Origin of the sequence: Streptomyces sp. NPDC047022 (genome assembly GCF_040644155.1) — a bacterium.
Lineage (GTDB): Bacteria > Actinomycetota > Actinomycetes > Streptomycetales > Streptomycetaceae > Streptomyces.
In genome coordinates, this window is sequence record NZ_JBEYVV010000009.1 from 42560 (window position 1) to 67178 (window position 24619).

The following is a 24619-nucleotide window of genomic DNA, read 5'->3' on the forward strand; positions in this document are numbered from 1 at the left end:
GGGACCACTTCACATGGCCAAGATCATCGCGTTCGACGAGGAGGCGCGGCGCGGCCTCGAGCGCGGCATGAACCAGCTCGCGGACGCCGTCAAGGTGACGCTCGGCCCCAAGGGCCGCAACGTCGTCCTCGAGAAGAAGTGGGGCGCCCCCACGATCACCAACGATGGTGTGTCCATCGCCAAGGAGATCGAGCTCGAGGACCCGTACGAGAAGATCGGCGCCGAGCTGGTCAAGGAAGTCGCCAAGAAGACGGACGACGTCGCCGGTGACGGTACGACCACCGCGACCGTTCTCGCCCAGGCGCTGGTCCGCGAGGGCCTGCGCAACGTCGCCGCCGGCGCCAACCCGATGGCCCTCAAGCGCGGTATCGAGAAGGCCGTCGAGGCCGTCTCCGCCGCCCTGCTCGAGCAGGCGAAGGACGTCGAGACCAAGGAGCAGATCGCTTCCACGGCCTCCATCTCCGCTGCTGACACCCAGATCGGCGAGCTGATCGCCGAGGCCATGGACAAGGTCGGCAAGGAAGGCGTCATCACCGTCGAGGAGTCGCAGACCTTCGGTCTCGAGCTGGAGCTCACCGAGGGCATGCGCTTCGACAAGGGCTACATCTCGGCGTACTTCGCCACCGACATGGAGCGTATGGAGGCCGTCCTCGACGACCCGTACATCCTGATCGCCAACCAGAAGATCTCCTCGGTCAAGGACCTGCTCCCGCTCCTCGAGAAGGTCATGCAGTCGGGCAAGCCGCTGCTGATCATCGCCGAGGACGTCGAGGGCGAGGCCCTGTCGACCCTGGTCGTCAACAAGATCCGCGGCACCTTCAAGTCCGTCGCCGTCAAGGCCCCGGGCTTCGGTGACCGCCGCAAGGCCATGCTCGGCGACATCGCCATCCTCACGGGCGGCGAGGTCATCTCCGAGGAGGTCGGCCTCAAGCTGGAGAACGCGACCCTGGACCTCCTGGGCCGCGCCCGCAAGGTCGTCATCACCAAGGACGAGACCACCATCGTCGACGGCTCCGGCTCCGCCGACCAGGTCGCGGGCCGCGTGAACCAGATCCGCGCCGAGATCGAGAACAGCGACTCGGACTACGACCGCGAGAAGCTCCAGGAGCGTCTGGCGAAGCTGGCCGGCGGCGTGGCCGTCATCAAGGCCGGTGCCGCCACCGAGGTCGAGCTCAAGGAGCGCAAGCACCGCATCGAGGACGCCGTCCGCAACGCGAAGGCGGCCGTCGAGGAGGGCATCGTCGCCGGTGGTGGCGTGGCCCTGCTCCAGGCCTCCCAGGTCTTCGAGAAGCTGGAGCTGGAGGGCGACGAGGCCACCGGTGCCGCCGCCGTCAAGCTGGCGCTCGAGGCCCCGCTGAAGCAGATCGCCGTCAACGCCGGCCTCGAGGGCGGCGTCGTGGTGGAGAAGGTGCGCAACCTGACCCCGGGCCACGGCCTGAACGCCGCGACCGGCGAGTACGTCGACCTGGTCAAGGAAGGCATCATCGACCCGGCGAAGGTGACCCGTTCCGCGCTGCAGAACGCCGCCTCCATCGCCGCGCTGTTCCTCACCACCGAGGCCGTCATCGCCGACAAGCCGGAGAAGGCCGCCGCGCCTGCCGGTGGCGGCATGCCGGGCGGTGACATGGACTTCTGATCGACCCCTGGTTGATCGACCGTCCTTCGGACCGAGGGCGGCACTCCCCGACAACGGGGGGTGCCGCCCTCGGGCGTATCCGGGGTGCGGGGGGAGGAATACGGGGTGCCCGGTGACAGTTGTTTTATGCGATGCAACAATGCATACGCACATACCAACCGGTTAGCCGCGTGCCCCGGGCAGAGCCACCGACAAGGAGCCCCCCATATGACCGTCACCGCCTCGGAATCCGCCTCCCGCGCGGCCCGCGTCCTGTCCCGGCCGATCACCCTCAACGGCCTCACGGTCCCGAACCGGATCGCGATGGCCCCGATGACCCGTATGTTCTCCCCGGGCGGCATCCCCGGTGAGGACGTGCGGGCGTACTACGCCCGCCGGGCCGCCGCCGGTGTCGGTCTGATCGTCACCGAGGGCACGTACGTGGGCCACGACTCGGCGGGCCAGAGCGACCGTGTGCCCCGCTTCCACGGCGAGGAGCAGCTGGCGGGCTGGGCGAAGGTCGCCGAGGCGGTGCACGCGGCGGGCGGCACGATCGTTCCGCAGCTGTGGCACATCGGCATGGTGCGCAAGCAGGGCCAGCCGCCGTTCTCCGACGCCCCCGCCGTCGGCCCCTCGGGCCTGCGCATCGGCGCCGACGAGGCCACCGGCAAGGCCATGGACCGGGCCGACCTGGATGCCGTGATCGGCGCGTTCGCCCGGGCCGCGGCCGACGCCGAGCGCATCGGTTTCGACGGTGTGGAGATCCACGGCGCCCATGGCTACCTCGTGGACCAGTTCCTGTGGGAGGGCACCAACCGCCGCGGCGACGCGTACGGCGGCGACCCGGTGGCCCGTACGAAGTTCGGCGCGGAGATCGTGGCCGCCGTACGCGAGGCAGTGTCCCCGGATTTCCCGGTCATCTTCCGCTACTCGCAGTGGAAGCAGGAGGCCTACGACGCCCGGCTCGCCGAGAGCCCCGAGGAGCTGGAGGCGATCCTGGCCCCGCTGGCCGCGGCCGGCGTCGACGTCTTCCACGCCTCCACCCGCCGCTACTGGCTCCCGGAGTTCGAGGGCTCGGACCTCAACCTCGCGGGCTGGACGAAGAAGCTGACCGGCAAGCAGGTCATCACCGTCGGCTCGGTGGGCCTGGACGGCGAGTTCATCAAGTCGTTCATGGGCGAAGGTGCCTCGATCAAGGGCATCGACGACCTCCTGGACCGCATGGAGCGCGACGAGTTCGACATGGTCGCGATCGGCCGTGCCCTGCTTCAGGACCCGGAGTGGGCGGCGAAGGTACTGGCCGACCGCTACGAGGAGCTGAAGCCGTACGACGCGGCGGCGATGAAGAGCCTGTACTGACGGCGGGCCCCACTCGGACGTCCCCCACGGCCGTGGCCCGTCCGGGCTCCGAAGCTCCCGGCTTCAACGGGCGAGGAACGAGCGCAGTTCCGCGCCCAGTTCGGCGGGCATGTCCATCGCGATGAGGTGGGCGGCGGTGGCGAACTCGACCAGGGTGGCGTCGGGGATCCCGGCGGCGTAGCGGCGGGCGATGTCCTGGAAGTCGGCGACGTCCAGCTTGCCGACGCCCACCAGCGTGGGGACGGAGACGGCGGCCAGGTCGCCGGTCGCGGGACCCTGGGAGTGCTGCCCGACGGTGGCTTGGTTCACCAGCGATGTCCGCAGCGGGCCGCGGAGCCGGTCGGCCAGTCCGTCGGCCACGTCGTCCCAGTCGCGAGCAGGCCCGCGCAGCCACATGTCCAGGTTGATGCGTACGGCGGCGTCCAGGTCGCCGGCGTCCAGCGCCGCCGTCTCGGCCTCGTCGTACGCGATCATGTCCTCGGACCAGTGGTAACGAGGCCAGGGCGCGGCGAGCATCGCCAGCGAGTGCACCCGGTCCGGGTGGGTGAGCGTGAAGTCCAGGGCCACGCGGCCACCCCAGGACGCGCCCACCAGCCGTACGCGTTCGTGGCCGAGGTGGTCCATCAGGCGGCGCAGGTCGTCGGTCTCGCGGAACGGGCCGGCCGGGAGCGCGGACTCGCCGAAGCCGCGCAGGTCGTACCGGATGACGGTGTGACGTTCCGCGAGAGCGGGCACGACCGCGTCCCACATGCGGTGATCGGCCACCCCGGCGTGCACGAGCACGACGGGCGGGCCGTCGCCGGTCATGTCGTAGGAAAGGTGTCCGAGATCATCGTGGAGTACGAGCATGTGCGGATGCTCCCAGGGTCACAGCGCATCGGCCAGCCATTAAGGGAACGCTTCCGGGCTCCGGGAGCGGGAGGGAGCCGGCGCCACCCTCCGCCCACGCCGATATTGAAGCGATGAAGGTCACTGTCCCGGGTCACAATGCGCCATGACCGATGACCAGTCCAGGATCCCCGCCCGTCCGCTGCTGCGCCGCCCCGCGGACGGTGAGCTCATAGACGTCGCCGGTGTCGCGCACTTCTTCCGGCTCACCGGCGAGCACACGGGCGGGCACTTCGCCTTCGAGGAGTTCGGTCTCGCCCCCGGAACCATCGGTGCCAGACCGCATGTGCACGAGGGGCACGACGAGTACTTCTACGTTCTGGAAGGGGAGTTGACCCTGCACAACGGGGACGGCGAGGTGACGGCCGGTCCCGGTGATCTGCTCGCCGCGACCCGCGGCACCCCGCACGGTTTCCGCAACGCGGGGACGGTCCCCGCACGCGCCCTGTGCCTCTACACCCCGGCCGGGTACGAGAACTACTTCCGCGACGTCCATGCCGCCGTGAGCGCCGGAGCCGTGGCGACCGATGAGCTGCTGGCCGAGTTCCGCGGCCGTTACCGGACCAGCTCCTACCAGGTGGCCCCGGACATCAGTGACAACGTCTGACGGGGCCCGGGCGTTCCCCTTCTCGCTATGACGTTCGCCCCACGCTCCGCGCCTTCCCCCGGGGGCTGCCGCCCGTGCATAGTCCATGACCGCGCCAACTCATGGATCATGGCGCTAGGTTGAGGGGGACATTGCAGCATGACGGCGCAGACGGCATCCGCGGCGGTCGCGGGCACCTGGCTGCTCGGCGACATGAGGGTCAACCGGATCGGCTTCGGTGCCATGCGGCTGACCGGGAGCGCACCCTTCCACCGCGGCACCCCCAGCGACCGCGACCGCGTGCTGGGGGTCCTGCGGCAGGCCGTCGCACTCGGGGTCAACCACATCGACACCGCGGCCTTCTACTTCTCGCAGCTCCGCTCCGCCAATGAGCTGATCAACTCGGCGCTGTCGCCCTACCCGGACGACCTCGTCATCGCCACCAAGGTCGGACCGGGGCGGGATGCCTCGGGCGGGTGGAGCGCCCCCGCCCGGCCCGACGAGCTGCGCGGTCAGGTGGAAGAGAACCTGCGCCAACTGGGACGTGACCACCTCGACCTGGTCAACCTGCGCGTCATGGACGGCCAGGACTCCATCGCGGAGCACTTCGGGGCCCTCGCCGAACTGCGCGGTGCCGGTCTCATCCGGCATCTCGGGGTCTCCGGCATCCGGCCGCATCACCTTGCCGAAGCCCGGGCGATCGCACCGGTGGTGTGCGTGCAGAACCGCTATGGAATCGACGCGCGTGAGGACGAGGAGCTACTGGTGCGGGACTGCGGTGCGCAGGGCATCGCGGTCGTGCCGTTCTTCTCCGTCGCCGGTGACGGGCGTGCGACGGGAGCGACCGGGAGCGAGAGCCAGGAGATACTCGCCGTCGCCCGCGCGCACGGCGCGTCGCCCGCGCAGGTCCGGCTGGCCTGGACGCTTCAGCGAGGCGCGCACCTGCTGGTCATCCCGGGCACCGGCGACCCGGACCATCTGGCCGAGAACGTGGCGGCGGGCGCACTGCGGCTGACCGAGCAGGAGATGGCGCACCTGTCCGGAGGGCGAGCAACGCTCAGCCCCTAGCCGCGCCGCGCGGATGGTGGCGATGCGCCAAGGCCTCGTAGGACGCGGAAAGGGCGGGCCCGGCGGTCTCGTACGTCCGTTGGGCCACTCCCACGAACAGGCAGTCCACCACCAGCAGTTGGCTCGTGCGGGAGGACATCGCCGCCGGGCGCAGCTCGCTCTCGCGTGCCGTGGACGTGGTGAGGATGTGGTCGGCGTACTGCGTCACCGGACCGTCCGGGCTGCCGGTGACGGCGATGGTCGTCGCGCCGTGCTCGAAGGCGGCCCGCAGCGGTTCGATGACATCGCCCGTGGACCCGGAGTGCGTGATCGCGATCGCCACGTCCTTGGCGCGCAGTTGCACGGCGTTGGTGACCGCGAGGTGCGGGTCGCTGTGCGCGTGGGCTATGCGTCCTATCCGCAGCAGCTTCTGGACCAGGTCCTGAGCGACGAGGCCGGAGGCGCCGATGCCGTAGACGTCGACGCGGCGGGCGGCGGCGAGCGCGGTCACGGCGGCGTCGAGCTGCACGGTGTCGAGTCCGGCCGCCGTGTCGGCGAGGGTCTGCTGCTCGTCGTAGGCGAGCTTCGCGACGACATCGGCGAGGGGATCGTCCACCGCGATGTCGGCGGTGACGGCTGGGGAGCGGCCCGACTGCTGCTGGGCGGCGAGGCCCGCGAGGGCGAGCCTGAGGTCGCGGTAGCCGGCGTAGCCGAGAAGGCGGGCCGTGCGGACGACGGTGGCCTCGCTGGTGCCGGTCAGCTCGGCCAGCCCGGTGACCGTGAGCGCGGCGCACCCGGCAGGGTCACCGGCGACGGTCTCGGCGACGCGCTGCATGGACCGGGTCATGGAGGGCGCGAGGGTCCGCACCTTCGCGGCGAGCGCGGCGGGTGCGGGCGGCGTCCCGGGGCTCGCTTTGGGGCCTGCCTGAGGGCCGGTGCGAGGGCCCGTGCGAGGGCGGGCCGACCCTGCGGAAGTTTTCTTCATGTCACGAGGCACACCGTGAAAGATATTTTCCGCTCGGCCGTCCGGTCAAGAGTGCGCACAATGGGGGCATGGACCCCATCAGCCCCATGGAGCAGGCCCTGCACGCCGCTCGCGCCCTCGTGCTGGCCGACCTGGTCGCGGGGGACGTCGCCGAGGCGGACGTCGTGTCGCTGGTCGAGGACTCGGTCACCCAGCGCCGCTGGTGGGTCGAACAGTGGCCCGAAGGCGCGCACTACGTGGCGGGACTGGTCGCCCAGGACGTCCAGGACGCCCTGCTGGAGCGCTACGGGCGCTGGCCGCTGTGCCCCGTCTGCGGCTCCGGCGATCCGCACGCCCTCGACGTGGAGCCGGAACTGGGGCCCGACCCGCACTGGGTGTGTACGAAGGCGGGGGTGAAGGTCGCGGCGGTGGGTGCGCTCGGGCGGGCGACGGGCGGGATGCCCTCCTCGTGACGATCTACATCGACCCGCCCTCCTGGCCCGGCCACGGCCGGATGTGGTCGCATCTGATCAGCGATGTCTCGTACGACGAACTGCACGCGTTCGCCGCGAGGCTGGACGTGCCGCGCCGCGCCTTCGACCGCGACCACTACGACCTGTCCTCCCACCGGTACGCCGACGCGGTGCGGGCCGGGGCGGTCGCGGTCGGCAGCCGCGAGGTGGTGCGGCTGCTGCACGCGTCGGGACTGCGCAGGCGCAAGCAGTGGGCGGCGACCGGCGGAGCCGGTGGACGGGAGGCCGGCCGCCCCCGGGCTCAGGGGCGCAGCGCGTAGGCGTACGTCCCCTGGCCCTCACCCACCTGGGCGAATCCGGCCCTCTCGACCACGCGCTGCGAGGGAATGTTCGTCCGCTCGACGGTCGCGAGGAGTTCCTTCACGCTGTGCTTGGCGCCGAACCCGAAGCCGTACGTCGCGTCGTCCTCGCCGCCGTCCCCGGTCATCGCCCAATCCGCCAGCGCACACAGCGCCTCGGTCGCATAGCCGTGGCCACGGGCGCCTTCCACCAGGTCGTAGCCGATCTCGGCGCGTTCCTCCTCGTCGGGGGTGCCGTGGAAGCCGATGGCCCCGACCGCGCGGCCGTCCTCGGAGCGTACGAGCGCGAACATGCCCCACTCCGGCCGGTGCACCCCGGACTCGTACGCCTTCACCAGCATTCCGGCGGCGTCGCGTGTGCCCTCGTAGGGGCTGCCGTCGAGCCACTCGAAGCCGCCCGAGCCGCCTTGCCGCAGATCCATGGCGGCCGCAGGTGTGATGCCCTGAAGGGTGAGCCGTTCGGTGGGGATCACCAGGTTGTTGCTCCAGCGCCAGCTGGTCACCGGGGCGTGTCCCGGCAGATCGCCGCGCCCGGTGGCCCACAGCAGGGTGCGCCAGTGGTCGGGGCCGGGGCGCACATGCGGGAAGAGCCGCGTCAGGACGTCCTCGCACAGCTCGGCTTCGGGCTCGTACGCGATGCCCAGGCCCTCGGCCATGTCGTGCGTGTGCAGCACGATTTCGGTGACGGCCATCGCGGCGAACCCCTCACGGTTCGCGCTGCGGAAGGGGAGGGGGTGGAAGCCGCGCACCTCGCGGGGCGTGGCGGCGATGACGGTGGCGAGCAGGACCGCTGCCGTCTCGATCGACTGCAGGATTCCCTCGTGGTCGACGCCGTCCCGCAGCGTGGTGTACAAGGGCACCCGTGCGTCCCGGGCGCGTGCCGTCAACTGCCCCGCGTACCCGCAGAGGGCGCCCGTGAGATGCTCGGCCGTACGGAGGCAGGTCCACTCCAGGCGGCCAGCGATCACCTCGCTCCAGTCCTGGTCCCCGCCCGCCCGCAACGCCGCCACGGCACCCGTGACGGCTTTGGTCACCTGTTCCCCGTCCATGCTTCGCATGCGGCGAGGATATGCCGCCGAGTGCGCTCGTCCCCACCGGGTTTCCGGTCGAGTGCGACGGCGGCTGCGTCCCGAACGCCGTTCAGGCGCCGAGCAGTTCCAGTTCGGCGGCGAGGTTCCAGCGGGCCGTGGCCTCCCACTCCCGCCGCCCGTACGGCGTGCGGAACAGACCGGGCAGGTCGAGGAGTTGCCGCAGCACGGCGGCGCGGCCGACGCGGAACGCCTCGTCCGGGACGAAGCCGTACTCCTGGCGGACCGCCGCCGTGTACGCGGCGTACGCGTGCGGGGGCGCGGCGAGGATCGCCAGGTCGGCGTCGCACAGGACGGCGCCGTTGGCGTCGCCGGGCTCCGGGGCGTGACCGACCGTGAGCCGCACCAGCCGGGCGACCTCGCCGGTCGTGCCCTGCGCCACCCCCGCCTCGGGAAGCGCGCGTTCGGCCAGCCGCGCCGAGCGCTCCTCGTTCGTCGAGCGGTCCGGCAGATAGACCGCGTCGTGGAACCATGCGGCGAGACGTACCGCGTCCGGGTCGTCCGCGTACTCCTCGAGCACATCGATGTGATCGAGGACCGCAGCCAGATGCTCGACCGTGTGGTAGCGGCGCTGCGGCTCCGACCAGCGGCGCAGCAGGTCGTCGGCGTACCGGTACGGGTCGGGGAAGCACTCGTCCTCCCGGACCGCGAGCAGGGCACGCACCCAGCGGGAACGCAGTGCGTCGAGGTCGGTCATGCGGTGATCTCCGTGAACGACGGGGCTGTCATGGGCACGATGCTATGCGGGCCTTGCGCGGGGTGCCGAGAGGCGCGGGACGCGGCGGCCCCGGATGCGCGACGGGGCGAACGTCGCCTGCTGTGGCACCAGCCGCCGGTCAACGGCGAACGGGCCCGCACACGCCTGGATCAGGACGCATGCGGGCCCGCGCTCACCCGGTGTCCGGGTGCGGGACCGGACGTTCGCCGGTACGGGTCAGCTCAGCCGGTAGCCGTTGTAGCCCCAGCCGATCTTGACGCGGGAGGCCAGCGGGTGCGAGACGTCGCCGGTGCCCTTGTACAGCCACAGGTTGCCGCTGCTGTCGCGGGTGATCAGGTCGGAGTGACCGTCGCCGGTCATGTCCCCGTTCATCACGTACGCGGTGTAGTGGAAGCCCCAGCCGATCTTCACTCGGGACGCCAGCGGGTGCGACGTGTCGCCGGTGCCCTTGTACAGCCACAGGTTCCCGGAGGAGTCCTGGGCGAGCAGGTCGAGCTTGCCGTCGCCGGTGAAGTCGCCCTTGCCGAAGACGTTGGCGCCGTAGATGTTGTAGCCGTAGCCGAGCTTGACGCGCGAGCCGAAGTTGCCGTGGCCGGTGCCGGGGTAGAGCCAGAAGTTGCCGCTGGTGTCGATGGCCAGCAGGTCCTGGTGGCCGTCGCCGTTGACGTCGCCGGGCACGAGCATGACCTTCATGCTGTTCCAGCCGGCCCCGAGCTTGGTGACGTCGGTGGTGTCGGTGGACAGGTTCAGGTGCTGCCAGTACAGGGTGCCGTCGGTGGTGCGGACCAGCAGGTCGGCGTAGCCGTCGCGGTCGAGGTCGGCCTGGCGGACCAGGTTGACCCCGCTCCAGTCGCCGAGCGACACGCGAGACGCGAAGGATGAGCCGCGCGAGTCGTACTCGTAGCCCTGTCCGTTGGAGGCGATCGCGAACATGTCGGCGCGGCCGTCACCGTTCAGGTCGGTGTCATCGATGCGCGGTTCGGTCGCCCCGACGTACGTGCTCAGCTTGGTGAAGACGCTGTACGAGCCCTTGACCACGCAGTCCTGCGCGCCCCACGACACGATGCCGACGACACGTCCGCCCACGACCAGCGGGCCTCCGGAGTCGCCGTTGCAGGTGGCGACGGTGCCGCTGTCGGAGCCGCTGGCCGGTGTGCCGACGCAGGTCATCTCGCCCGCGACGAAGTCGCCGCCGTAGAAACCCGAGCAGGTGGAGTCGCCGTTCACCGGCACGGTGGCCTTGCGCAGGGACTGCGAGATGTCCTGGCTGGTGGAGCTGGTGCGGCCCCAGCCGTAGATCTGCGCCTGGGTGCCCGCCTTGTACGACGTGGTGTCGTTGGAGGTGGTGATGGGCAGCGGCTTGGCGCTGATCGGGTTGGGCAGCGTCAGCACGGCGACGTCGTTGACAGCGGTGCCGTGCGGGGTGATCCCGAACGAGGAATCGTTCCACTGACGCCAGACGCCCGTCACCGTTCCGCCGTGGAAGTCGGTGGTGTTGGTCGACGGGTCGGTGGTCGGCAGCTGGTCCGTGCCGTAGATGACGGAGCCGTTGTTGTGCCAGTCGTAGCCCGAGACGCAGTGCGCGGCGGTGAGGATCTTCGTGGGCGACACGACGGTGCCGCCGCAGAAGAAGCCGACGTCGTCACTGGTGTCGGTGGTGCCCTTGTCGTCGTAGTACCACAGCTGCACCATCCACGGGACCGTGGAGATGCTGGTGGTCGTGCCGCCGATGATCTGCGGGCCGACGGCGCCGGAAGCCGAGGGCCGCGGCTTCGGGGTGGTGGTGCCGGACGGTGTGCCCGCGCTCGTGGCGGGTCGCAGGCCGGCGGGGGTGTTGGCGGCCGGCGCGGTGAGCGCGCCGTGCACGCGGGCGGTGAGCTGCGCCTTGCCGGCGCTGTCGTGGCCCTGCACGCCGATGTCCGTCGGCAGGGGCGCCGCGTCGGCGGGCGCGATGAGAAACGCACCGGCGCCGCCGAGGAACAGCGTGGCGACAGCGGCGCGTACGGCTATGCGGCCCCGGCGGCGGTGCTTGCCGCCTCTGTGGGCAGAGGACACTCAGGTCTCCTGTGAGTGAAATGCTGAAGAAGCAGAATCAAAGACAAGCGGCTGATGCTACTTCTGGCCCCCTGATCTTCACCAGACTCCTGGGCCACAGATGCCTAACGTTTCGGCCCCGGTCACCGGGTTCCGGCTGGGCGAGCGGATCGCGAACGGCCGTCGAGCGGAGGCGAGTTGCGGGACCGGCCGTCGTGACGGGGCGAACGTTGCCTGCTGCGGCACCAGCCACGACCGACCCGCGGATGATGAACCGCAATTCCGGCGGAGCGCCTAGCGTGGATTCCATGACGATCGCAGACCTGCACGACGACGTACGGGACCCCGGACTTCCAGGCCGGCTGCTGACCATCGAGCGCGACGCGCTGATCCCGCTGCTGCGGGCCCGCACCGACGCGGACTTCACGCTGCCGGTCGCCGCGTGTCCGGGCTGGACCGTGCGGCACGTACTGGCGCACTGCTCGGCGGCACTGACTCGGGTGGTGGAAAGCCGCTTCGAGAAAGGGGTGTTCGGACCCGAGTCGAACGACCGTGACATCGCCGAGCGCGCCGGATGGACCAACGCCCAGGTGCTGGACGAGCTGGAGCGCGGGATGAGCGAGGCGGGAGCCGTCATCGCGAAGGCGGACGGTTCCCTCGACATGGTCGCGCTGGGCGAGTGGGTGCACGCCGGGGACGTACGCGACACCCTCGGGGAGCCGGGGGCGTACGGGGGCGACGCGCTGCCGCACGCGCTCGTCCTGCTCGCCCAGGTGTCCCGTGAGAGGGGTCACATTCCGCTGCACGCGGACCTCGACGACGCCGACGAACCCCTGCGTCTGGGCGGCACGGATGGACAGCATCCGCCCGCCCGGTACATCGGGGACGCGTCCACGCTGGTACGGCTCTACTCCGGCCGTCCGGTCACGGGGACGCCGTACGAGCTGGCGGGCGTGGAGGAAGGGGAGTTGAACCTCTTCGGCTGACCTTTTCGGCTGATCGCTGCCGCTGATCACTGCGGCCGACCGGGCCGCCGGCAGGCCGTCGGCGGTCCTTCGTCGTACCCTTGGATTGGACTAGACCTGTAGTCGACCCTCGCTCCAGGGAACACCGACGGAAGGGGCCCTATGAGCACGCGTGCAGTCCTGGAGGTGATCGCCCTCGGCGTCGAGGACGCGGTCGCCGCACAGGCCGGAGGTGCGGACCGCCTCGAACTGGTCACCGACATGGCCGCCGACGGGCTCACTCCGCCCGCGGAGACCTTCGCCGGGGTCCGGGCCGCCGTGGACATCTCGCTGCGGGTGATGCTCCGGCTGCACGACGGGTTCGCGGCCGGTGACGTCGACGGGCTCGTCCGTACGGCGTGCCGGCTGCGCGCGGCCGGTGCCGACGAATTCGTGTTCGGCTTCCTCGGCGAGGACGGCGGCCCCGATCTCGATGCCGTGGAGCGGCTGGTCGCGGAGCTGGACGGGTGCCGCTGGACCTTCCACCGCGCCATCGACCGGGCCGCCGACCGCGATGCCCTGCGCAAACGGCTCGCGGACCTGCCGGGCCTGGACACCTACCTCACGGCGGGCTCGCCGGACGGTGTCGACGACGGGCTGCCCACCCTGCTGGCCGAGGCCGCCCGGCACGGGGAGCCCGGGTACACCCAGCGGCTCCTCGTGGGCGGGGGCCTGCGGCTCGACCATGTCCCGCGGTTGCGCTCCGCCGGGGTCGACGGGTTCCACGTCGGTGGAGCGGCGCGTGGGGGTGGGTGGGACACGCCGGTCTCGGCTCGGGCCGTGCGTTCGTGGCGCGGGGCTGTCGACGGGGCGTCTTAGCCTGCGGCTCGCTTTGGGGTTGGGCTCGCCCTGGGGTGGGGTCTGGCTGTCGGTGGTGCGTGGTGCGTGGTGCGTGGTGCGTGGTGTTCGTGTCGAGCGTCTGCGGGTTCGTTGTGGTTTTTTGCGCAGTTCCCCGCGCCCCTGTCGCCCTGTCGGGCTTCAGGGGGTGGGGGTGAGCTGGGGTGGCAGTGGTGCTGTGTGGGTCACGATCAGGCCTGAGACCGCGCGGGTGAGGGCCACGTACAGGCGTCGCAGGCCCGTACGCTCGTCCGGTTCGCCGTCCACGACCGCCTGAGGCTCGTCGAGGACCACGTAGTCGTACTCCAGACCCTTGGCGAGGGACGCCGGGACCAGGGTGAGCCGGGTCTCCTCGGTGGTCTCCTCGCCGGGGCCGAGATAGCCGATGCCCGCCGCGGTGAGCGCCTCGGCCAGCTCCGGGATACGGGCGTCCGCCGCGATCAGGCCGATCGAGCCCTCGTTGCGCAGCGACTCCTCGCAGGAGGCCACTACGTCGGGTGTGCCGGCGACCTGGCGCACCTCGAAGAAGCCCGGGTTCTCACGCACCGAATCCACCGGAGTCAGGCCCGGTGCGATGTGCGGCAGCAGCCGGGAGGCGTACGTGATCACGTCAGTGGGCACTCGGAAACCGGCCGTCAGCTCCTCGACCACCGCCTCCTTCTTCCCGAGGTGGGCAAGCGCCTCCTGCCAGCTGCGTGTGGCCCAGGGAGTGGTGCCCTGGGCCAGATCGCCGAGCACGGTCGCCGAACCGGTCGTGCAGCGCCGGCCGACCGCCCGGTACTGCATCGGGGACAGGTCCTGCGCCTCGTCGAGCACGACATGGCCGAGGGAATGGGTGCGCTGGACGAGGTCGGTGGCCTCGTCGATCAGTACGGCGTCGGCGGGAGTCCACTTGGCCGACTTCACGGACCGCGCCGGCTTCGCCTGGAGGATCTCCTTCTGCTCGTCGGCGTCGAGGACACCGTCCGCGTGCTCGGCGAGGAAGCCCGCGTCGGCGAGCAGCCGCAGCACCAGCTTGGCGGGGTCGACCGCCGGCCAGATCGCCTTGACCGCCGCCTTCACGGCGGCGTTGCGGGCGACGGCGTCCTGCACACGGTCGTCCGGTGCCTCCCCGGCCCGCTCCATCTGGACGAGCACGGCGTGCGCGATCCGCTGTGGCAGGGCCTCGCGGGCGGCGCCGTACCGGATGTCTCGGTCGAGCAACTCCCTTACAATCTCCTCCAGTTCGTACGTCGGTACACGCCAGCGTCGGGAGCCGCGCACCACCACGACGGGCTCCGTGGGCATCGTCACATGCGCGCGGACGGCCCTGCGCAGTACCTCCGCCATGCGGGCGTCGCCCTTGACGACCGCGGCGGCCGCGGTGTCCGTGCCCCGCACCTCGACGTGCGCCACGAGGTCGTCCACCGTCGCCTGCTTGACCTCCAGCTCGCCGAGCGCGGGCAGCACCTGCTCGATGTAGTGAAGGAAGGACTTGTTCGGCCCGATGACGAGGGTGCCGGTGCGGGCGAGCCGCTCGCGGTACGCGTACAGGAGGTAGGCGACCCGGTGCAGGCCGACGGCGGTCTTCCCGGTGCCCGGGCCGCCCTGCACGCAGACCGTGCCGGACAGGCCGCCGCGCACGATCTCGTCCTGCTCGGGCTGGATGGTGGCCACGATGTCGCGCATCGGACCGACGCGTGGGCGCTCGATCTCCTGCTGGAGCAGCTTGCTGGTGGCAGCCGCCTCGGCAGGGTCGGAAAGGTGCTCGTCCTCGTATGCGGTGAGGTCGCCGCCGCTGTAGCCGAAGCGGCGGCGCAGACCGATGTCCATCGGGTCCTTCTTCGAGGCCCGGTAATACGGCTGCGACACGGGCGCACGCCAGTCGATCACCATCGGGTCGCCGCCGGCGTCGTGAACGTGCCGTCGCCCGATGTAGAAGCGCTCGCCCTCCGCGCCCTCGGCCCGGTCCGCACCGGGAGCGTGCAGATAGTCGAGGCGGCCGAAGAACAGCGGGGTGTGGCTGAGGTCGGCCAGGGCCTTGATGCGGTCGTCGATCTGGCGGGCGAGGACCGCGGCGTTGACCCAGTTCGCCGTGACGTCGCTGATGTCCAGGTTCTCCACGTCCTCGCGCATCGCGCGCAGCGCGGCCCGGGAGGCGGAGAGGTGGGAGCGCTCACGCGAGAGGGGGTCGGTCGCGGACGGGGCGGAAGAGGTGGAAGGGGCGGGCGACGTGGACACGGAAAGGTGCCTCCGGGGCGGTGGGTCCCCCTGTTCCGGCGGCGCCGGCGACCCGGGGGAGGCCGGCCGGCCGGGCGCGGTGCGCGCACCGTCGGCCGTCACGGTGACGGGTGGCGGTTCTGCCGTCCGGTTTCCGTCCGGGCGGCGGCTCTCCGTGAAGGGAGGCAGGCAAGAGAGGAGATTCTAAGTGACGCGGCGATGCCGGGGCGAACGGTTTTCGGGGCGCCCGTGCCCTGCTGCGCGCAATGCCGCCGCCGGTGGCCGGCGGCGGCATCCAGATGCGAGCGTGTCGCTCGACCGCGCACGTCATCGGGCGTGGGAGAGCCCTCGGTGCGGTGTCGGCGCTCCCCCGTGAGCTCTTGGCGCGCCGACGGATGTCAGTTCACCGTCCGGTCCGCCGGTGAGGCAAGCCGGAGCTCCTGGGCCCCGTTCATATTTCGGTTACCGGAATGGCGCGTATGCGCTGTTCCACCGGTCGGAACAGGTGGTGGGGAGCATGGGCGCGCAGGCCGGCAGGTCTCAGGACGTCCGCGGAGGCATCGATGCGCGCTCCCAGGCGATGCGGGCCGCCCCGTCCGCCAGCGCGAGCAGGTCGGGTTCTGCCGAGTCGCCGTCGAGATGGCGGTATTCCGTGCTGAGCGTGATCGCCAGTCGCTCCGGAAGACCGAGGCCCGCGTAGCGTCCCTCCTTGAGGAGGACCCGTGCCGCGTCCTCGGCGCTCCGCCCCTGGCCGTGCATGAGGTAGGCCTGATCGGAGAGATCGTCGAGGTAGGCGATGTGCCGGCCCAGCTCTTCCGCGGCCATGAGCGGCCCATGACCGGGTACGACCCATTCCGGGCCGAGGTCGAGGATGCGCCGGCATGCGGAGGCCACGGCTGCCAGAGGGCCGGCCCAGTGCGACGGATGGTCGCCGGAGAAGACGATGTCGCCCGCGAAGACCACGCGCTGCTCGGGCAGGTGGACGATCAGGTCGCCGACCGTGTGCGCGGGGCCGACCTCGTGCAGTTCCACGGGCATCTCGCCGACCGTCAGGTCGAGGCGCCCGGTGAAGGTGTCGGTGGGAGGCATGACGTCGATGCCCCGGAAGTCGAACTCGCCGAAGTGCCGACGGAAGTACCAGCCCAGGGGCCGGTCGGGATCGCTGTCGTGCGCGAGGAGGTGCAGCTGCTCGGGGGTGGGTTCGAGGCACTGGTGCTTCAGCGCGGCCTCGGTCGCGAAGACCTGGGCGCCGGGGAGCTGCTGGAGTCCCCAGGTGTGGTCGCCGTTGGCGTGGGTGACGACGACACGGTCCAGTGGCACGGACGGGCCGGCTGCCGCGCGGGCGGCCTTCAGGAAGACATCGGTGAGAGCCGGGGTGTAGGGGGTGTCGACCAGCAGGGCCCGGCCCTGGAAGGTGATCAGGCCGCAGTTGGCGAGGCCCCAGGCCGAGGGCTGTCCGGGCAGCCACGCGAAGACGCCATGGGTGATCTGTGTCAGCTCAGGAGTAGATGCCATGAGCCTGCATTCTGCTGTCGGGGGCGGCACGGCGGAAATCAGGGCCGCCGGACCGCTGTGCCGACCGGATCGGCGCGCGGACTGATCCCGCACGCTCAGCCCGCGGGCTCAGCCCGCGGGTTCGAACACCAGGAAGAAGAAGCGGGCCCCCGGGCTGCCGAACGGCTGTGCCGCACACATGGTCACATTGCCCAGCTGCGAGGGCGCGTGCCGTTCGCAGCACCGGTCGCGGCTGTCGGCGCAGCCCTGCGGAACCGTGTGGCCGGCGTGCCGCATGACGCGGGTGTCGCCGTCGGGATGGATGTAGGCGATGTTGTGGTTGCGGTAGATCGGGCCGACGACCGGGTCGTCGCTGACCTCCTGGTCGAGCTGCTGGAGGTCCTTGTTGTCGGGGTGCGTGGCGACCGCGGTCCGCAGCTGGGCCGCGACCGGTTCGGCCCACCGCTTCTCCCAGTCGACCAGGTGGTGTTCGCGTGCGTCCTCCCGCAGCAGCATCCAGCGCATGAGGTTCTGCTCGGGCAGCCTCGGGGGCTGGTCCGGGGCCTGCGGGAACATACGCAGGAAGTCGTCGTTCGCGGCGAGGACGTTCCACGCCACGTCATTGATGTAACAGGGCTGGCCAGAGACCCGGCTGACGGCCTGTTGCCAGGCGGGAGCGACGTTCGTGCCCGCCATCGGGTCCATGGGGATGGGCGGCTCATAGCCCAGCGAGTAGACGTACAGCGCGGTGCGCTCGCGCTCCTCCATGCGCAGCACCCCGGCCACCTTGTCGAGGAACTCGGTGCTGGGGGTCGTCATGTCGCCGCGCTCGAGGTCGGCGTACGTGCGCTCCGTCACGAACAGGGCCTGCGCCACCTGCGCCTGCGACAGCCCGGCCGAGCGCCGCCCCCGCCCCGTACGCTTCGGCCAGCCGAACTCGACCGGGTCTATCTGCGCACGCTTCCATCGCAGCAGTTGCTGCAACGCCTCCTTGTTGTTCACCTAGAGCCCTTCCCCGCGGTGCCGTTGGTGCGGCCAAGCCTGCCGAAATACCTGAAGCTCGCGCTCCTGAAATTCGCGGACAGGAAAATTCAGAGCCTGGTGAGCCGGATCATGGCCGGGAAAAATCGGCGGTTGGATCGAACGCGCGTTGTGGGAGACGCACAGGTCCTCAATCGCGAGGGGGAGTTCGCGTTGCTGCACCCAGTCGGGGCCCCGCCGGATCGTACGGGCGGAGCCGTGGCACGTACCATGGCCGTGCTCAGGGCCCTGGACCAACTCGGCCCGCGGGAACAGCCGCTGGCCGCCATCGCGGAGTCGGCCGGCCTGCCGGCTCCGACCGTTCACCGGTACCTGCAGGCTCTCGTGCGGAACGGAGCGGTGGAACAATGCGGGCCGCGCGCTCGCTACGCCCTGGTCGACGCGCTGCACGACCCTCCTCGACCTCTGGGAACTCCCCAGCCGCCGCCGGCTGGACAGCCCTCACCTTCTGTCAGGGCTGAGCTGGTAACACTACAGTCGAGAACCGGCCAGATCGTATGCGTGTACCGACCGCACCTGATCGGCGGGCCCATGAGGATCTGCGCGGACCGGGCATACGGTGCGCACGGCGAAGAGCTGCTCACGGCGCCCCCGGACGCGTTGCGGGCCCTCGATTCCGCGCCGTTGGAAGCCGATGCCGCGGGCCTGGCGATCCTCGCCTGTCTCGGCTCCGCGACGGGCGCCAAGATTGACATGTCCCGGATACGTGAAGAAGGTCATGCGGTGGGGCCGTCCCCGCTGCCGGGCCGGACCATGATCGCGGCTCCGCTCTGGTTCGGATCCGCAGTCGCGGGATCCGTCGCGCTCCTGGCCGGCGACGCCCAGATGAAGCGGCCCGCCACCCGCGCCCGGTACATCACCGCACTCATGGACACCGCCGCGACGGTGAGCGGGCAGCTGACCCGTTCAGGCGCACGCCGGACCGGCTGAATGCCCACGCGGTCGCCGACCGCCCGGCTGATTGACTAGTGCCGCGCCTGCTGCGGCACTAGGCAGCACCACAACGTGACAGAAAGGCACCTCGTGTCCCGTTCAGTCCTGATCACCGGCGGCAACCGCGGCATAGGCCTGGCCATCGCACGCCACCTGGCCGACGCCGGCGACCGCGTCGCCGTGACCTACCGCTCGGGAGAGCCGCCGGAGGGCCTGCTCGCCGTCCGCTGCGACATCACCGACACCGAGCAGGTCGACCTCGCCTTCAAGCAGGTCGAGGAGCAGCACGGCCCTGTCGAGGTCCTTGTCGCCAATGCCGGCATCGCCAAGGACCAGCTGCTGATGCGTATGACGGAGGACGACTTCACCTCGGTCCTCGACACCAACCTCACCGGCGCCTTCCGCGTCACCAAGCGGGCCACCCGCGGCATGCTCCGCGCCAAGAAGGGCCGCGTCGTCCTCATCTCCTCCGCCGTCGCCCTGCGCGGCGAGAGCGGCCAGGCCAACTACGCCGCTTCCAAGGCCGGACTCGTCGGCTTCGCCCGCAGCATGGCCCGCGAGCTGGGATCGCGCGGCATCACCTTCAACGTGGTCGCGCCCGGCCTCACCGAGACCGCCATGAGCGAGCAGCTGACCGACGAGCAGCGCGAGCGCCTCAAGAGCCAGATCCCCCTCGGCCGCCTCGCCCGTCCGGAGGAGATCGCGGCCACCGTCGCCTTCCTCGCCTCCGACGCCGCCTCCTACATCACCGGTGCCGTGGTCCCGGTGGACGGCGGAGCCGGCATGGGGCACTGACCCCGAGGATCGTCAAGGTCAGGGGGCGAGGTCCAGCACGCGGATCGGCTCGCCGCGCCACCGCCACGCGGCGGGCGGATCCAGATCGAGGACGGTGATGTACCCATACCCATTTCCGGCCACCAGGGCCCGCTCCTTTCCGGCCACCAGGGCCCGCTCCCTGATCCGGCCTGATCCAAACGAGAGGCCCTAGGGGTGGGCATCCGTCCGAAGTACGACACCGGACCCGACCGCAGGGCTACGCGCAACTCGTAGAGGTTCCGTCCTTGGTCCGACGCCATTCGGGTGTTCCGGTTCCACCATGGAGGCATGAGCGCAGCAACCTTCACCCCCGCACAGCAGGGCCCGCCGACCGGCGCGACCGCCCTTGACGGCAGCAGTCACCGCCGCCACCGGCTCGGTGACTCCCTACGCGCCCTCAAGGTGTTCGCGGGCGCGGTGCTCGACGTGGTCGTCCTCGGAGAGTACGGCGAGGAGGCGGGGGTCCGCAGCCACCGGTGACGCCCTCAGCTCCCGGCCCCCGCTCCCGGCACCCTCAGCTCTCGGCCAGCAGCTCGTCCGCGTCCACGATCCGGTACGCGTACCCCTGCTCCGCCAGGAAGCGCTGGCGGTGGGCGGCGAAGTCCTGGTCGATGGTGTCGCGGGCGACGACCGAGTAGAAGTGGGCCTGGTGCCCGTCGGCCTTGGGCCGCAGCACCCGCCCCAGCCGCTGCGCCTCCTCCTGCCGCGACCCGAATGTCCCCGACACCTGGATGGCGACGGTCGCCTCCGGCAGGTCGATGGAGAAGTTCGCGACCTTGGACACGACGAGCACATTGATCTCGCCCTCGCGGAACGCGTCGAAGAGCTTCTCGCGCTGGGCGTTGGAGGTCTCGCCCTTGATGACGGGCGCGCCCAGGTGCTCACCCAGCTCGTCCAGCTGGTCGATGTACTGCCCGATGACGAGGATCTGCTGCCCGGCGAAGCGCCGCACCAGCGCCTCGGTCACCCTGCGCTTGGTGTCGGTGGTCGCACAGTACCGGTACTTCTCCTCCGTCTCGGCGGTGGCGTACGCGAGCCGCTCCGAGTCGGTGAGGTTGACCCGCACCTCCACACAGTCGGCGGGCGCGATGTAGCCCTGGGCCTCGATCTCCTTCCAGGGAGCGTCGAAGCGCTTGGGGCCGATGAGCGAGAACACGTCCGACTCGCGGCCGTCCTCCCGTACGAGGGTCGCCGTCAGCCCGAGCCGCCGCCGCGCCTGGAGGTCCGCGGTGAACTTGAAGACGGGCGCGGGCAGCAGATGCACCTCGTCGTAGACGATGAGGCCCCAGTCGCGCGAGTCGAACAGCTCCAGGTGCGGGTAGACGCCCTTACGCCGGGTGGTCAGCACCTGGTAGGTGGCGATGGTGACCGGCCGGATCTCCTTGCGCGTGCCGGAGTACTCGCCGATCTCGTCCTCGGTGAGCGAGGTCCGCTTGACCAGCTCGTGCTTCCACTGCCGGGCGGAGACGGTGTTGGTGACGAGGATCAGGGTGGTGGCCTTGGCCTCGGCCATGGATCCGGCGCCGACCAGCGTCTTGCCCGCCCCGCACGGCAGTACGACGACGCCGCTGCCGCCGTGCCAGAAGTTCTCCACGGCCTGCTTCTGGTAGGGCCGCAGGGCCCAGCCCTCCTCGCGCAGCTCGATCGGGTGCGCCTCGCCGTTCACGTACCCCGCGAGGTCCTCGGCGGGCCAGCCCAGCTTGAGGAGCACCTGCTTGATCTGCCCGCGCTCGGAGGGGTGCACGGCGACGGTGTCCTGGTCGATCCGGGCCCCGACCAGCGGGACGATCCGCTTCGAGCGCAGCACCTCCTCGAGCACGGGCCGGTCGGTGCTCGTCAGGACGAGCCCGTGGGCGGGGTGCTTGCTGAGGGTCAGCCGCCCGTAGCGGTCCATGGTCTCGGCGATGTCGACGAGCAGCGCGTGCGGGACCGGGTAGCGGCTGTACATCACGAGCGCGTCCACGACCTGCTCGGCGTCGTGCCCGGCGGCCCGTGCGTTCCAGAGGCCGAGCGGAGTCACCCGGTAGGTGTGGATGTGCTCGGGCGCCCGTTCCAGTTCGGCGAACGGCGCGATGGCACGACGGCACTCGTCGGCCTGCTCGTGATCGACTTCGAGGAGCAGGGTCTTGTCCGACTGGACGATGAGCGGACCATTCACGCGCGGCACCCTTTCCGTGTGGTCAAACGTCCAGTGTGCCTCATACGGCGATGATCAGACCTGGTCGTCCGCGAGTTCGGCGACGCCGGTGACTCTGTGCAGCGGATAGGTGCGGACCTCGTCCGCCGTGTGGTCGTACGCCGTCACGAAGCCGCCCTCCACGCGGATGGGCGCGATGACGCGCTGGCTGGCGCTGCCCTCCGCGTTCACGTACCCGATCCACAGGGTCGCCCCCGTGAGGACGGCCGCCTGCATGGTGGCCAGGGTCTCGGCGGAGGTGGTGCGGGGGAGTTCACCGCCGGTGACCGGGGCGCCCGTGGGCTTGCGGGGGGTCGTGGACGCCAGGTCACCGGCGCGGATGGCGCGCACGGCGGCGGCCAGCATCGTCGTGTCCGGGGCCGGGGGGCCGTCCGGGACCGGCTCCGGCACGGTGCGGGGCGGGGTGCGGTGGGCGTGGGCGCGGGTGATCAGGACGTCACCCTCCGCGGACTCCGCGGCGGGGGCGAACCCCATCGCACGCAGGCCCTCCAGGAGGGTCGCCGGGTCGGTCTGGGCGGCCAGGACCGTGGGGGCCAGCCGGCGCAGCCTGAGGGAGGCCGATCGCTTGTCGGCGATGATCTCGTTCAGGACGGTGTCGTCGTCGGAGCGCAGGTACGCCGAGGCCGCGCCCACCCGCAGATGCCCGTGCTTGCGGGCCACGTCGTCGATCAGATACGCGAGCGGCTGTGGGACCGGGGTGCGGGAGTGCGCGGTGAGGAAGGCGTGCAGGTCGGCCGCCGCCCGGCCCGCGTCCAGCGCACGGCGTACGGAGGCGGGCGTGAACCGGTAGACCGTCGCGCCGCCCTTCGACTCGACGTCCGCCAGCACACCGAGCATGTCGGCCAGGGGCCGCTTCAGCGGGCCGGGGGCCACCGCCGTCAGGTCGGCCTGAAGGAGGACGTGGTCGACGGGCTCCGGGAGCTGCGGGGCGAGCAGACGCGCGGCATGCGTGGCGGCAGCGGCCCGCTCGGCGGCGGTGAGGGCCTCGCGGGGGACCGGACGGTGATGGCGCCGGTGGTGCACGGGCAGCTTGTCACCCGGACCGGACGGCCCGGCGGCCGGCGCGTGGTCGGGACGCTCGCCCAGCAGAGCACGGCCGTGGGCGGACAGGGCGCCGCGGCCGGTGACGCCCAGCAACTCCGCCTCGGACAGCACCCACTGGGCGAGCCGGGAGCGGGGGTCGACGTCCGCCGTCCGAGCCTGGGTGCCGCGCGGGGGCCGCTCCCAGCGCAGACGGGCGAGCACCGACTCCGGGGCGGCGGAGGCCCCCTCCGGAAGCCCGGCGAGCAGGGTCAGTACGCGCAGGCGTACCTCCGGCGCGGCCGAACGGTCCAGTCCCGGGCCGAGCGCGGAGAGCGCGCGGTCCTTCGCGTCCCGCCCGCCGACGAGCCCCGGGACACGGGTGGCGGCGAGCCAGGCGGTGGCCAGAGCGGCCCAGCGTTCGGCGACGGGCAGCTCCAGCCACTCGTCGTAGGCCGGGGTCGCCGCATACCGCTCGTCGGCCTCACCGTCCGAGGCGAGCAGTCCCGCCCCGTAAGCGAGTTCGACCCAGAAGGCGGCCACGGGCTCCGGAACGTCGAGCGCCACGGCGGTCCGCTTGAGGTCCCGCACGCTCAGCCCCCCGGCCCGCAGGACGGCCGGTCCGCCCTCGTCCCAGTCCTTGAGCAGTTCCTCGACGGTCGCGAGCGCGGTGTACGCCTGCCCGGCCGCCGTCGCGTCGACGATCCCCGGGGGGTGCGTGGCGGCGGCCTCCACGGCGGGCGGCAGCGGCTCGGTATGGCGGTGTGCCCGCCCCGAGCGCAGGTGCAGGGCCACCTCGCGGGGCAGTACGACCGTGCCGGGCGCGGTCGGCAGCAGCAGACCGCGGTCGAGGAGCCAGCGCAGTCGCGGCGCGGGGTCGGGGGTCACCTGGCCGTACGGCGGCCCCCAGACGAGCCGGGAGAGCACCTCCAGCGACTCGGCGGGAGCCGCTTCCAGCAGACGCGCCATCCGGGCACGGTCGGTGAACAGTTCCGTCAGCCGGGCCACGGCGGACACGGCGTCAGGAGTGCTGGGCAGCCCGGTCGCGGAGATGATCTCCTGGATCCGCCCGGGCGACATCCCGGCGGCGGCCTCGGCGGCGGTGGGGCCGAGCCCGGTGGGGGAGGGGTGCTGCGGCGAGGGGGCCAGCACCTCCCGCGCGGTGCGCACGAGCCGGAGACGGTCGTCGGCGCCCCAGACCAGGGCCTGGTCGCGCAGGGTGGCGAGAGTACGGGGCAGCGCCTCCGCGACCACGGGATCGGCCTCGGCCCCGCCGTCACCGGCCATCAGCCCGAGGAGTTCGTCGTACGAAGCCGGGTCCCCGGCCACGGCCAGGGCCTCGGCGGTCCCCAGCGCGAACCGGTCGAGGCGTTCGAGCGCCCGTACGACACTCGCGCGGGTCGCGGCCCGCGAGGCGAGCTGGGTGATGTCGGTGGGGACGGGGGTGACGAGGTCCGGACGGTCACGGAGGAGAGCGGACAGGGAGACGTCGTCCCGCGCACGCAGAGACTCGGCCAGCGAACGCGGGGCGGCTCCGCCGGCGACCGGGACTTCCGTGAGTGAGCGCTCCTCGGGGGTCATCCGGTCAACGGTAGCGGGTGGGGTGGGGATGACGCTTGGGGGCGCCACAACCAGCCCACCCGGCATTCAAACCGCCCACGACCTCACACCCGGGCACCGAACCGCCGCCCGTGGCCTGGTGGGGCACCTTCAGCCCGTCCGGCGTTTGAGGACGAGGCCGTTGAGGCCGTTGAGGCCGATGGGGGTGTGGGGGCGTAGCCCCCGGGGGTGGGTGGTGGCGGGGAGCGCCTGTGGCCCGGTGGGGCACCTTCAGCCCGTCCGGCGTTTGAGGACGAGGCCGTTCAGGCCGATGGGGGGTGCGGGGGCGAAGCCCCCGTGGACCTCGCACCCGGGATACGGTACGTGTCAATACAGGCCCACCCCGGA

Annotated in this window: 22 protein-coding genes and 1 pseudogene; 12 read left to right on the plus strand and 11 right to left on the minus strand. The window is 71.4% G+C overall.

All coding sequences use genetic code 11. From position 1 onward, the window contains the following. The first annotated feature begins 13 nt into the window (after positions 1-13). Positions 14-1636: a chaperonin GroEL gene (gene groL, locus ABZ845_RS12585; protein ID WP_360977080.1), complete on the plus strand. Its 1623-nt coding sequence runs from the start codon at positions 14-16 to the stop codon at positions 1634-1636. 207 nt (positions 1637-1843) lie between these two features. Next, positions 1844-2974, plus strand: a complete 1131-nt coding sequence (locus tag ABZ845_RS12590) for an NADH:flavin oxidoreductase (RefSeq protein ID WP_360977083.1) — start codon at positions 1844-1846, stop codon at positions 2972-2974. Positions 2975-3037: 63 nt separating this feature from the next. Here ABZ845_RS12590 and ABZ845_RS12595 read toward each other — a convergent pair whose 3' ends face one another. Continuing rightward, the gene (locus tag ABZ845_RS12595; RefSeq protein ID WP_360977086.1) at positions 3038-3823 is read right to left on the minus strand and encodes an alpha/beta fold hydrolase; all 786 of its coding nucleotides are present in this window, start codon (positions 3821-3823) and stop codon (positions 3038-3040) included. Between the two features lie 145 nt (positions 3824-3968). On the opposite strand from ABZ845_RS12595, the gene ABZ845_RS12600 reads away from it, so the two are divergent. After that, entirely contained in the window at positions 3969-4469 is a 501-nt protein-coding gene (locus ABZ845_RS12600) for a cupin domain-containing protein (RefSeq protein ID WP_360977089.1), read from the plus strand. 138 nt (positions 4470-4607) lie between these two features. Beyond that, positions 4608-5516: an oxidoreductase gene (locus ABZ845_RS12605; RefSeq protein ID WP_360977092.1), complete on the plus strand. Its 909-nt coding sequence runs from the start codon at positions 4608-4610 to the stop codon at positions 5514-5516. Here the strand turns inward: ABZ845_RS12605 and ABZ845_RS12610 are convergent. After that, complete coding sequence (locus ABZ845_RS12610; RefSeq protein WP_360977095.1) at positions 5506-6480, minus strand: MurR/RpiR family transcriptional regulator; 975 nt, start codon at positions 6478-6480, stop codon at positions 5506-5508. The genes ABZ845_RS12605 and ABZ845_RS12610 overlap by 11 nt on opposite strands. A gap of 68 nt (positions 6481-6548) precedes the next feature. Between ABZ845_RS12610 and ABZ845_RS12615 the strand changes: the two genes are divergently transcribed. Both ABZ845_RS12615 and ABZ845_RS12620 read left to right on the plus strand, forming a co-directional pair. Next, positions 6549-6932, plus strand: coding sequence for a hypothetical protein (locus tag ABZ845_RS12615; protein ID WP_360977098.1), 384 nt, complete (start codon positions 6549-6551; stop codon positions 6930-6932). Beyond that, the gene (locus tag ABZ845_RS12620) at positions 6929-7252 is read left to right on the plus strand and encodes a DUF4031 domain-containing protein (RefSeq protein ID WP_360977101.1); all 324 of its coding nucleotides are present in this window, start codon (positions 6929-6931) and stop codon (positions 7250-7252) included. The genes ABZ845_RS12615 and ABZ845_RS12620 overlap by 4 nt, the downstream gene beginning before the upstream one ends. Here ABZ845_RS12620 and ABZ845_RS12625 read toward each other — a convergent pair. From ABZ845_RS12625 to ABZ845_RS12635, 3 genes are all read right to left on the minus strand, one after another. Continuing rightward, entirely contained in the window at positions 7234-8349 is a 1116-nt protein-coding gene (locus ABZ845_RS12625) for a GNAT family N-acetyltransferase (RefSeq protein WP_360977104.1), read from the minus strand. The genes ABZ845_RS12620 and ABZ845_RS12625 overlap by 19 nt on opposite strands. An 82-nt stretch (positions 8350-8431) precedes the next feature. Beyond that, on the minus strand, positions 8432-9076 hold the full coding sequence (locus tag ABZ845_RS12630) for a hypothetical protein (protein WP_360977107.1): 645 nt from the start codon (positions 9074-9076) through the stop codon (positions 8432-8434). A 237-nt stretch (positions 9077-9313) separates the two neighbouring features. Then, positions 9314-11152 carry a trypsin-like serine protease gene (locus ABZ845_RS12635; protein WP_360977110.1) on the minus strand — a complete coding sequence of 613 codons (1839 nt, stop codon included), beginning with the start codon at positions 11150-11152 and terminating at the stop codon, positions 9314-9316. Between the two features lie 287 nt (positions 11153-11439). On the opposite strand from ABZ845_RS12635, the gene ABZ845_RS12640 reads away from it, so the two are divergent. Both ABZ845_RS12640 and ABZ845_RS12645 read left to right on the plus strand, forming a co-directional pair. Then, complete coding sequence (locus ABZ845_RS12640; protein ID WP_360977113.1) at positions 11440-12117, plus strand: maleylpyruvate isomerase family mycothiol-dependent enzyme; 678 nt, start codon at positions 11440-11442, stop codon at positions 12115-12117. 141 nt (positions 12118-12258) lie between these two features. Then, positions 12259-12954 carry a copper homeostasis protein CutC gene (locus ABZ845_RS12645; RefSeq protein ID WP_360977116.1) on the plus strand — a complete coding sequence of 232 codons (696 nt, stop codon included), beginning with the start codon at positions 12259-12261 and terminating at the stop codon, positions 12952-12954. A gap of 159 nt (positions 12955-13113) precedes the next feature. On the opposite strand, the gene ABZ845_RS12650 is transcribed toward ABZ845_RS12645, so the two are convergent. From ABZ845_RS12650 to ABZ845_RS12660, 3 genes are all read right to left on the minus strand, one after another. Continuing rightward, positions 13114-15087 (minus strand): ATP-binding domain-containing protein, encoded by a 1974-nt coding sequence (locus ABZ845_RS12650; protein ID WP_360977502.1) that lies wholly within the window; start codon positions 15085-15087, stop codon positions 13114-13116. 624 nt (positions 15088-15711) lie between these two features. Then, positions 15712-16686, minus strand: coding sequence for an MBL fold metallo-hydrolase (locus ABZ845_RS12655; protein WP_360977119.1), 975 nt, complete (start codon positions 16684-16686; stop codon positions 15712-15714). A 108-nt stretch (positions 16687-16794) separates the two neighbouring features. After that, positions 16795-17667: a helix-turn-helix domain-containing protein gene (locus ABZ845_RS12660; protein WP_360977123.1), complete on the minus strand. Its 873-nt coding sequence runs from the start codon at positions 17665-17667 to the stop codon at positions 16795-16797. 249 nt (positions 17668-17916) lie between these two features. On the opposite strand from ABZ845_RS12660, the pseudogene ABZ845_RS12665 reads away from it, so the two are divergent. From ABZ845_RS12665 to ABZ845_RS12675, 3 genes and pseudogenes are all read left to right on the plus strand, one after another. Next, a pseudogene (locus ABZ845_RS12665) lies at positions 17917-17994 on the plus strand (hypothetical protein); the annotation flags it as partial. A gap of 213 nt (positions 17995-18207) precedes the next feature. Continuing rightward, complete coding sequence (locus tag ABZ845_RS12670; RefSeq protein WP_360977530.1) at positions 18208-18636, plus strand: hypothetical protein; 429 nt, start codon at positions 18208-18210, stop codon at positions 18634-18636. Between the two features lie 93 nt (positions 18637-18729). Then, the gene (locus ABZ845_RS12675) at positions 18730-19434 is read left to right on the plus strand and encodes a beta-ketoacyl-ACP reductase (protein ID WP_360977126.1); all 705 of its coding nucleotides are present in this window, start codon (positions 18730-18732) and stop codon (positions 19432-19434) included. A gap of 18 nt (positions 19435-19452) precedes the next feature. On the opposite strand, the gene ABZ845_RS12680 is transcribed toward ABZ845_RS12675, so the two are convergent. Continuing rightward, positions 19453-19581: a hypothetical protein gene (locus tag ABZ845_RS12680; RefSeq protein ID WP_360977129.1), complete on the minus strand. Its 129-nt coding sequence runs from the start codon at positions 19579-19581 to the stop codon at positions 19453-19455. 162 nt (positions 19582-19743) lie between these two features. Here ABZ845_RS12680 and ABZ845_RS12685 point away from each other — a divergent pair, with 162 nt between their 5' ends. Further along, a complete protein-coding gene (locus tag ABZ845_RS12685) occupies positions 19744-19935 on the plus strand; it encodes a hypothetical protein (RefSeq protein WP_360977132.1) in 192 nt (63 codons plus the stop codon). A gap of 34 nt (positions 19936-19969) precedes the next feature. Here the strand turns inward: ABZ845_RS12685 and ABZ845_RS12690 are convergent, their stop codons facing one another. Continuing rightward, positions 19970-21613: a DNA repair helicase XPB gene (locus ABZ845_RS12690; RefSeq protein ID WP_360977135.1), complete on the minus strand. Its 1644-nt coding sequence runs from the start codon at positions 21611-21613 to the stop codon at positions 19970-19972. A 54-nt stretch (positions 21614-21667) separates the two neighbouring features. Further along, entirely contained in the window at positions 21668-24253 is a 2586-nt protein-coding gene (locus ABZ845_RS12695; protein ID WP_360977138.1) for a helicase-associated domain-containing protein, read from the minus strand. Positions 24254-24619: the final 366 nt, after the last annotated feature.

Excerpts from the sequence above, each read along its gene's own strand:
- ABZ845_RS12630 (WP_360977107.1), bottom strand. The coding sequence starts at position 9,076 with ATGACCGACCTCGACGCACTGCGTTCCCGCTGGGTGCGTGCCCTGCTC.
- ABZ845_RS12615 (WP_360977098.1), top strand. The coding sequence starts at position 6,549 with ATGGACCCCATCAGCCCCATGGAGCAGGCCCTGCACGCCGCTCGCGCC.
- ABZ845_RS12655 (WP_360977119.1), bottom strand. The coding sequence starts at position 16,686 with ATGGCATCTACTCCTGAGCTGACACAGATCACCCATGGCGTCTTCGCG.
- ABZ845_RS12650 (WP_360977502.1), bottom strand. The coding sequence starts at position 15,087 with ATGCGCGAGGACGTGGAGAACCTGGACATCAGCGACGTCACGGCGAAC.
- ABZ845_RS12685 (WP_360977132.1), top strand. The coding sequence starts at position 19,744 with ATGAGCGCAGCAACCTTCACCCCCGCACAGCAGGGCCCGCCGACCGGC.
- ABZ845_RS12610 (WP_360977095.1), bottom strand. The coding sequence starts at position 6,480 with ATGAAGAAAACTTCCGCAGGGTCGGCCCGCCCTCGCACGGGCCCTCGC.
- ABZ845_RS12645 (WP_360977116.1), top strand. The coding sequence starts at position 12,259 with ATGAGCACGCGTGCAGTCCTGGAGGTGATCGCCCTCGGCGTCGAGGAC.
- ABZ845_RS12600 (WP_360977089.1), top strand. The coding sequence starts at position 3,969 with ATGACCGATGACCAGTCCAGGATCCCCGCCCGTCCGCTGCTGCGCCGC.
- ABZ845_RS12590 (WP_360977083.1), top strand. The coding sequence starts at position 1,844 with ATGACCGTCACCGCCTCGGAATCCGCCTCCCGCGCGGCCCGCGTCCTG.
- ABZ845_RS12595 (WP_360977086.1), bottom strand. The coding sequence starts at position 3,823 with ATGCTCGTACTCCACGATGATCTCGGACACCTTTCCTACGACATGACC.
- ABZ845_RS12605 (WP_360977092.1), top strand. The coding sequence starts at position 4,608 with ATGACGGCGCAGACGGCATCCGCGGCGGTCGCGGGCACCTGGCTGCTC.
- groL (WP_360977080.1), top strand. The coding sequence starts at position 14 with ATGGCCAAGATCATCGCGTTCGACGAGGAGGCGCGGCGCGGCCTCGAG.
- ABZ845_RS12640 (WP_360977113.1), top strand. The coding sequence starts at position 11,440 with ATGACGATCGCAGACCTGCACGACGACGTACGGGACCCCGGACTTCCA.
- ABZ845_RS12695 (WP_360977138.1), bottom strand. The coding sequence starts at position 24,253 with ATGACCCCCGAGGAGCGCTCACTCACGGAAGTCCCGGTCGCCGGCGGA.
- ABZ845_RS12625 (WP_360977104.1), bottom strand. The coding sequence starts at position 8,349 with ATGCGAAGCATGGACGGGGAACAGGTGACCAAAGCCGTCACGGGTGCC.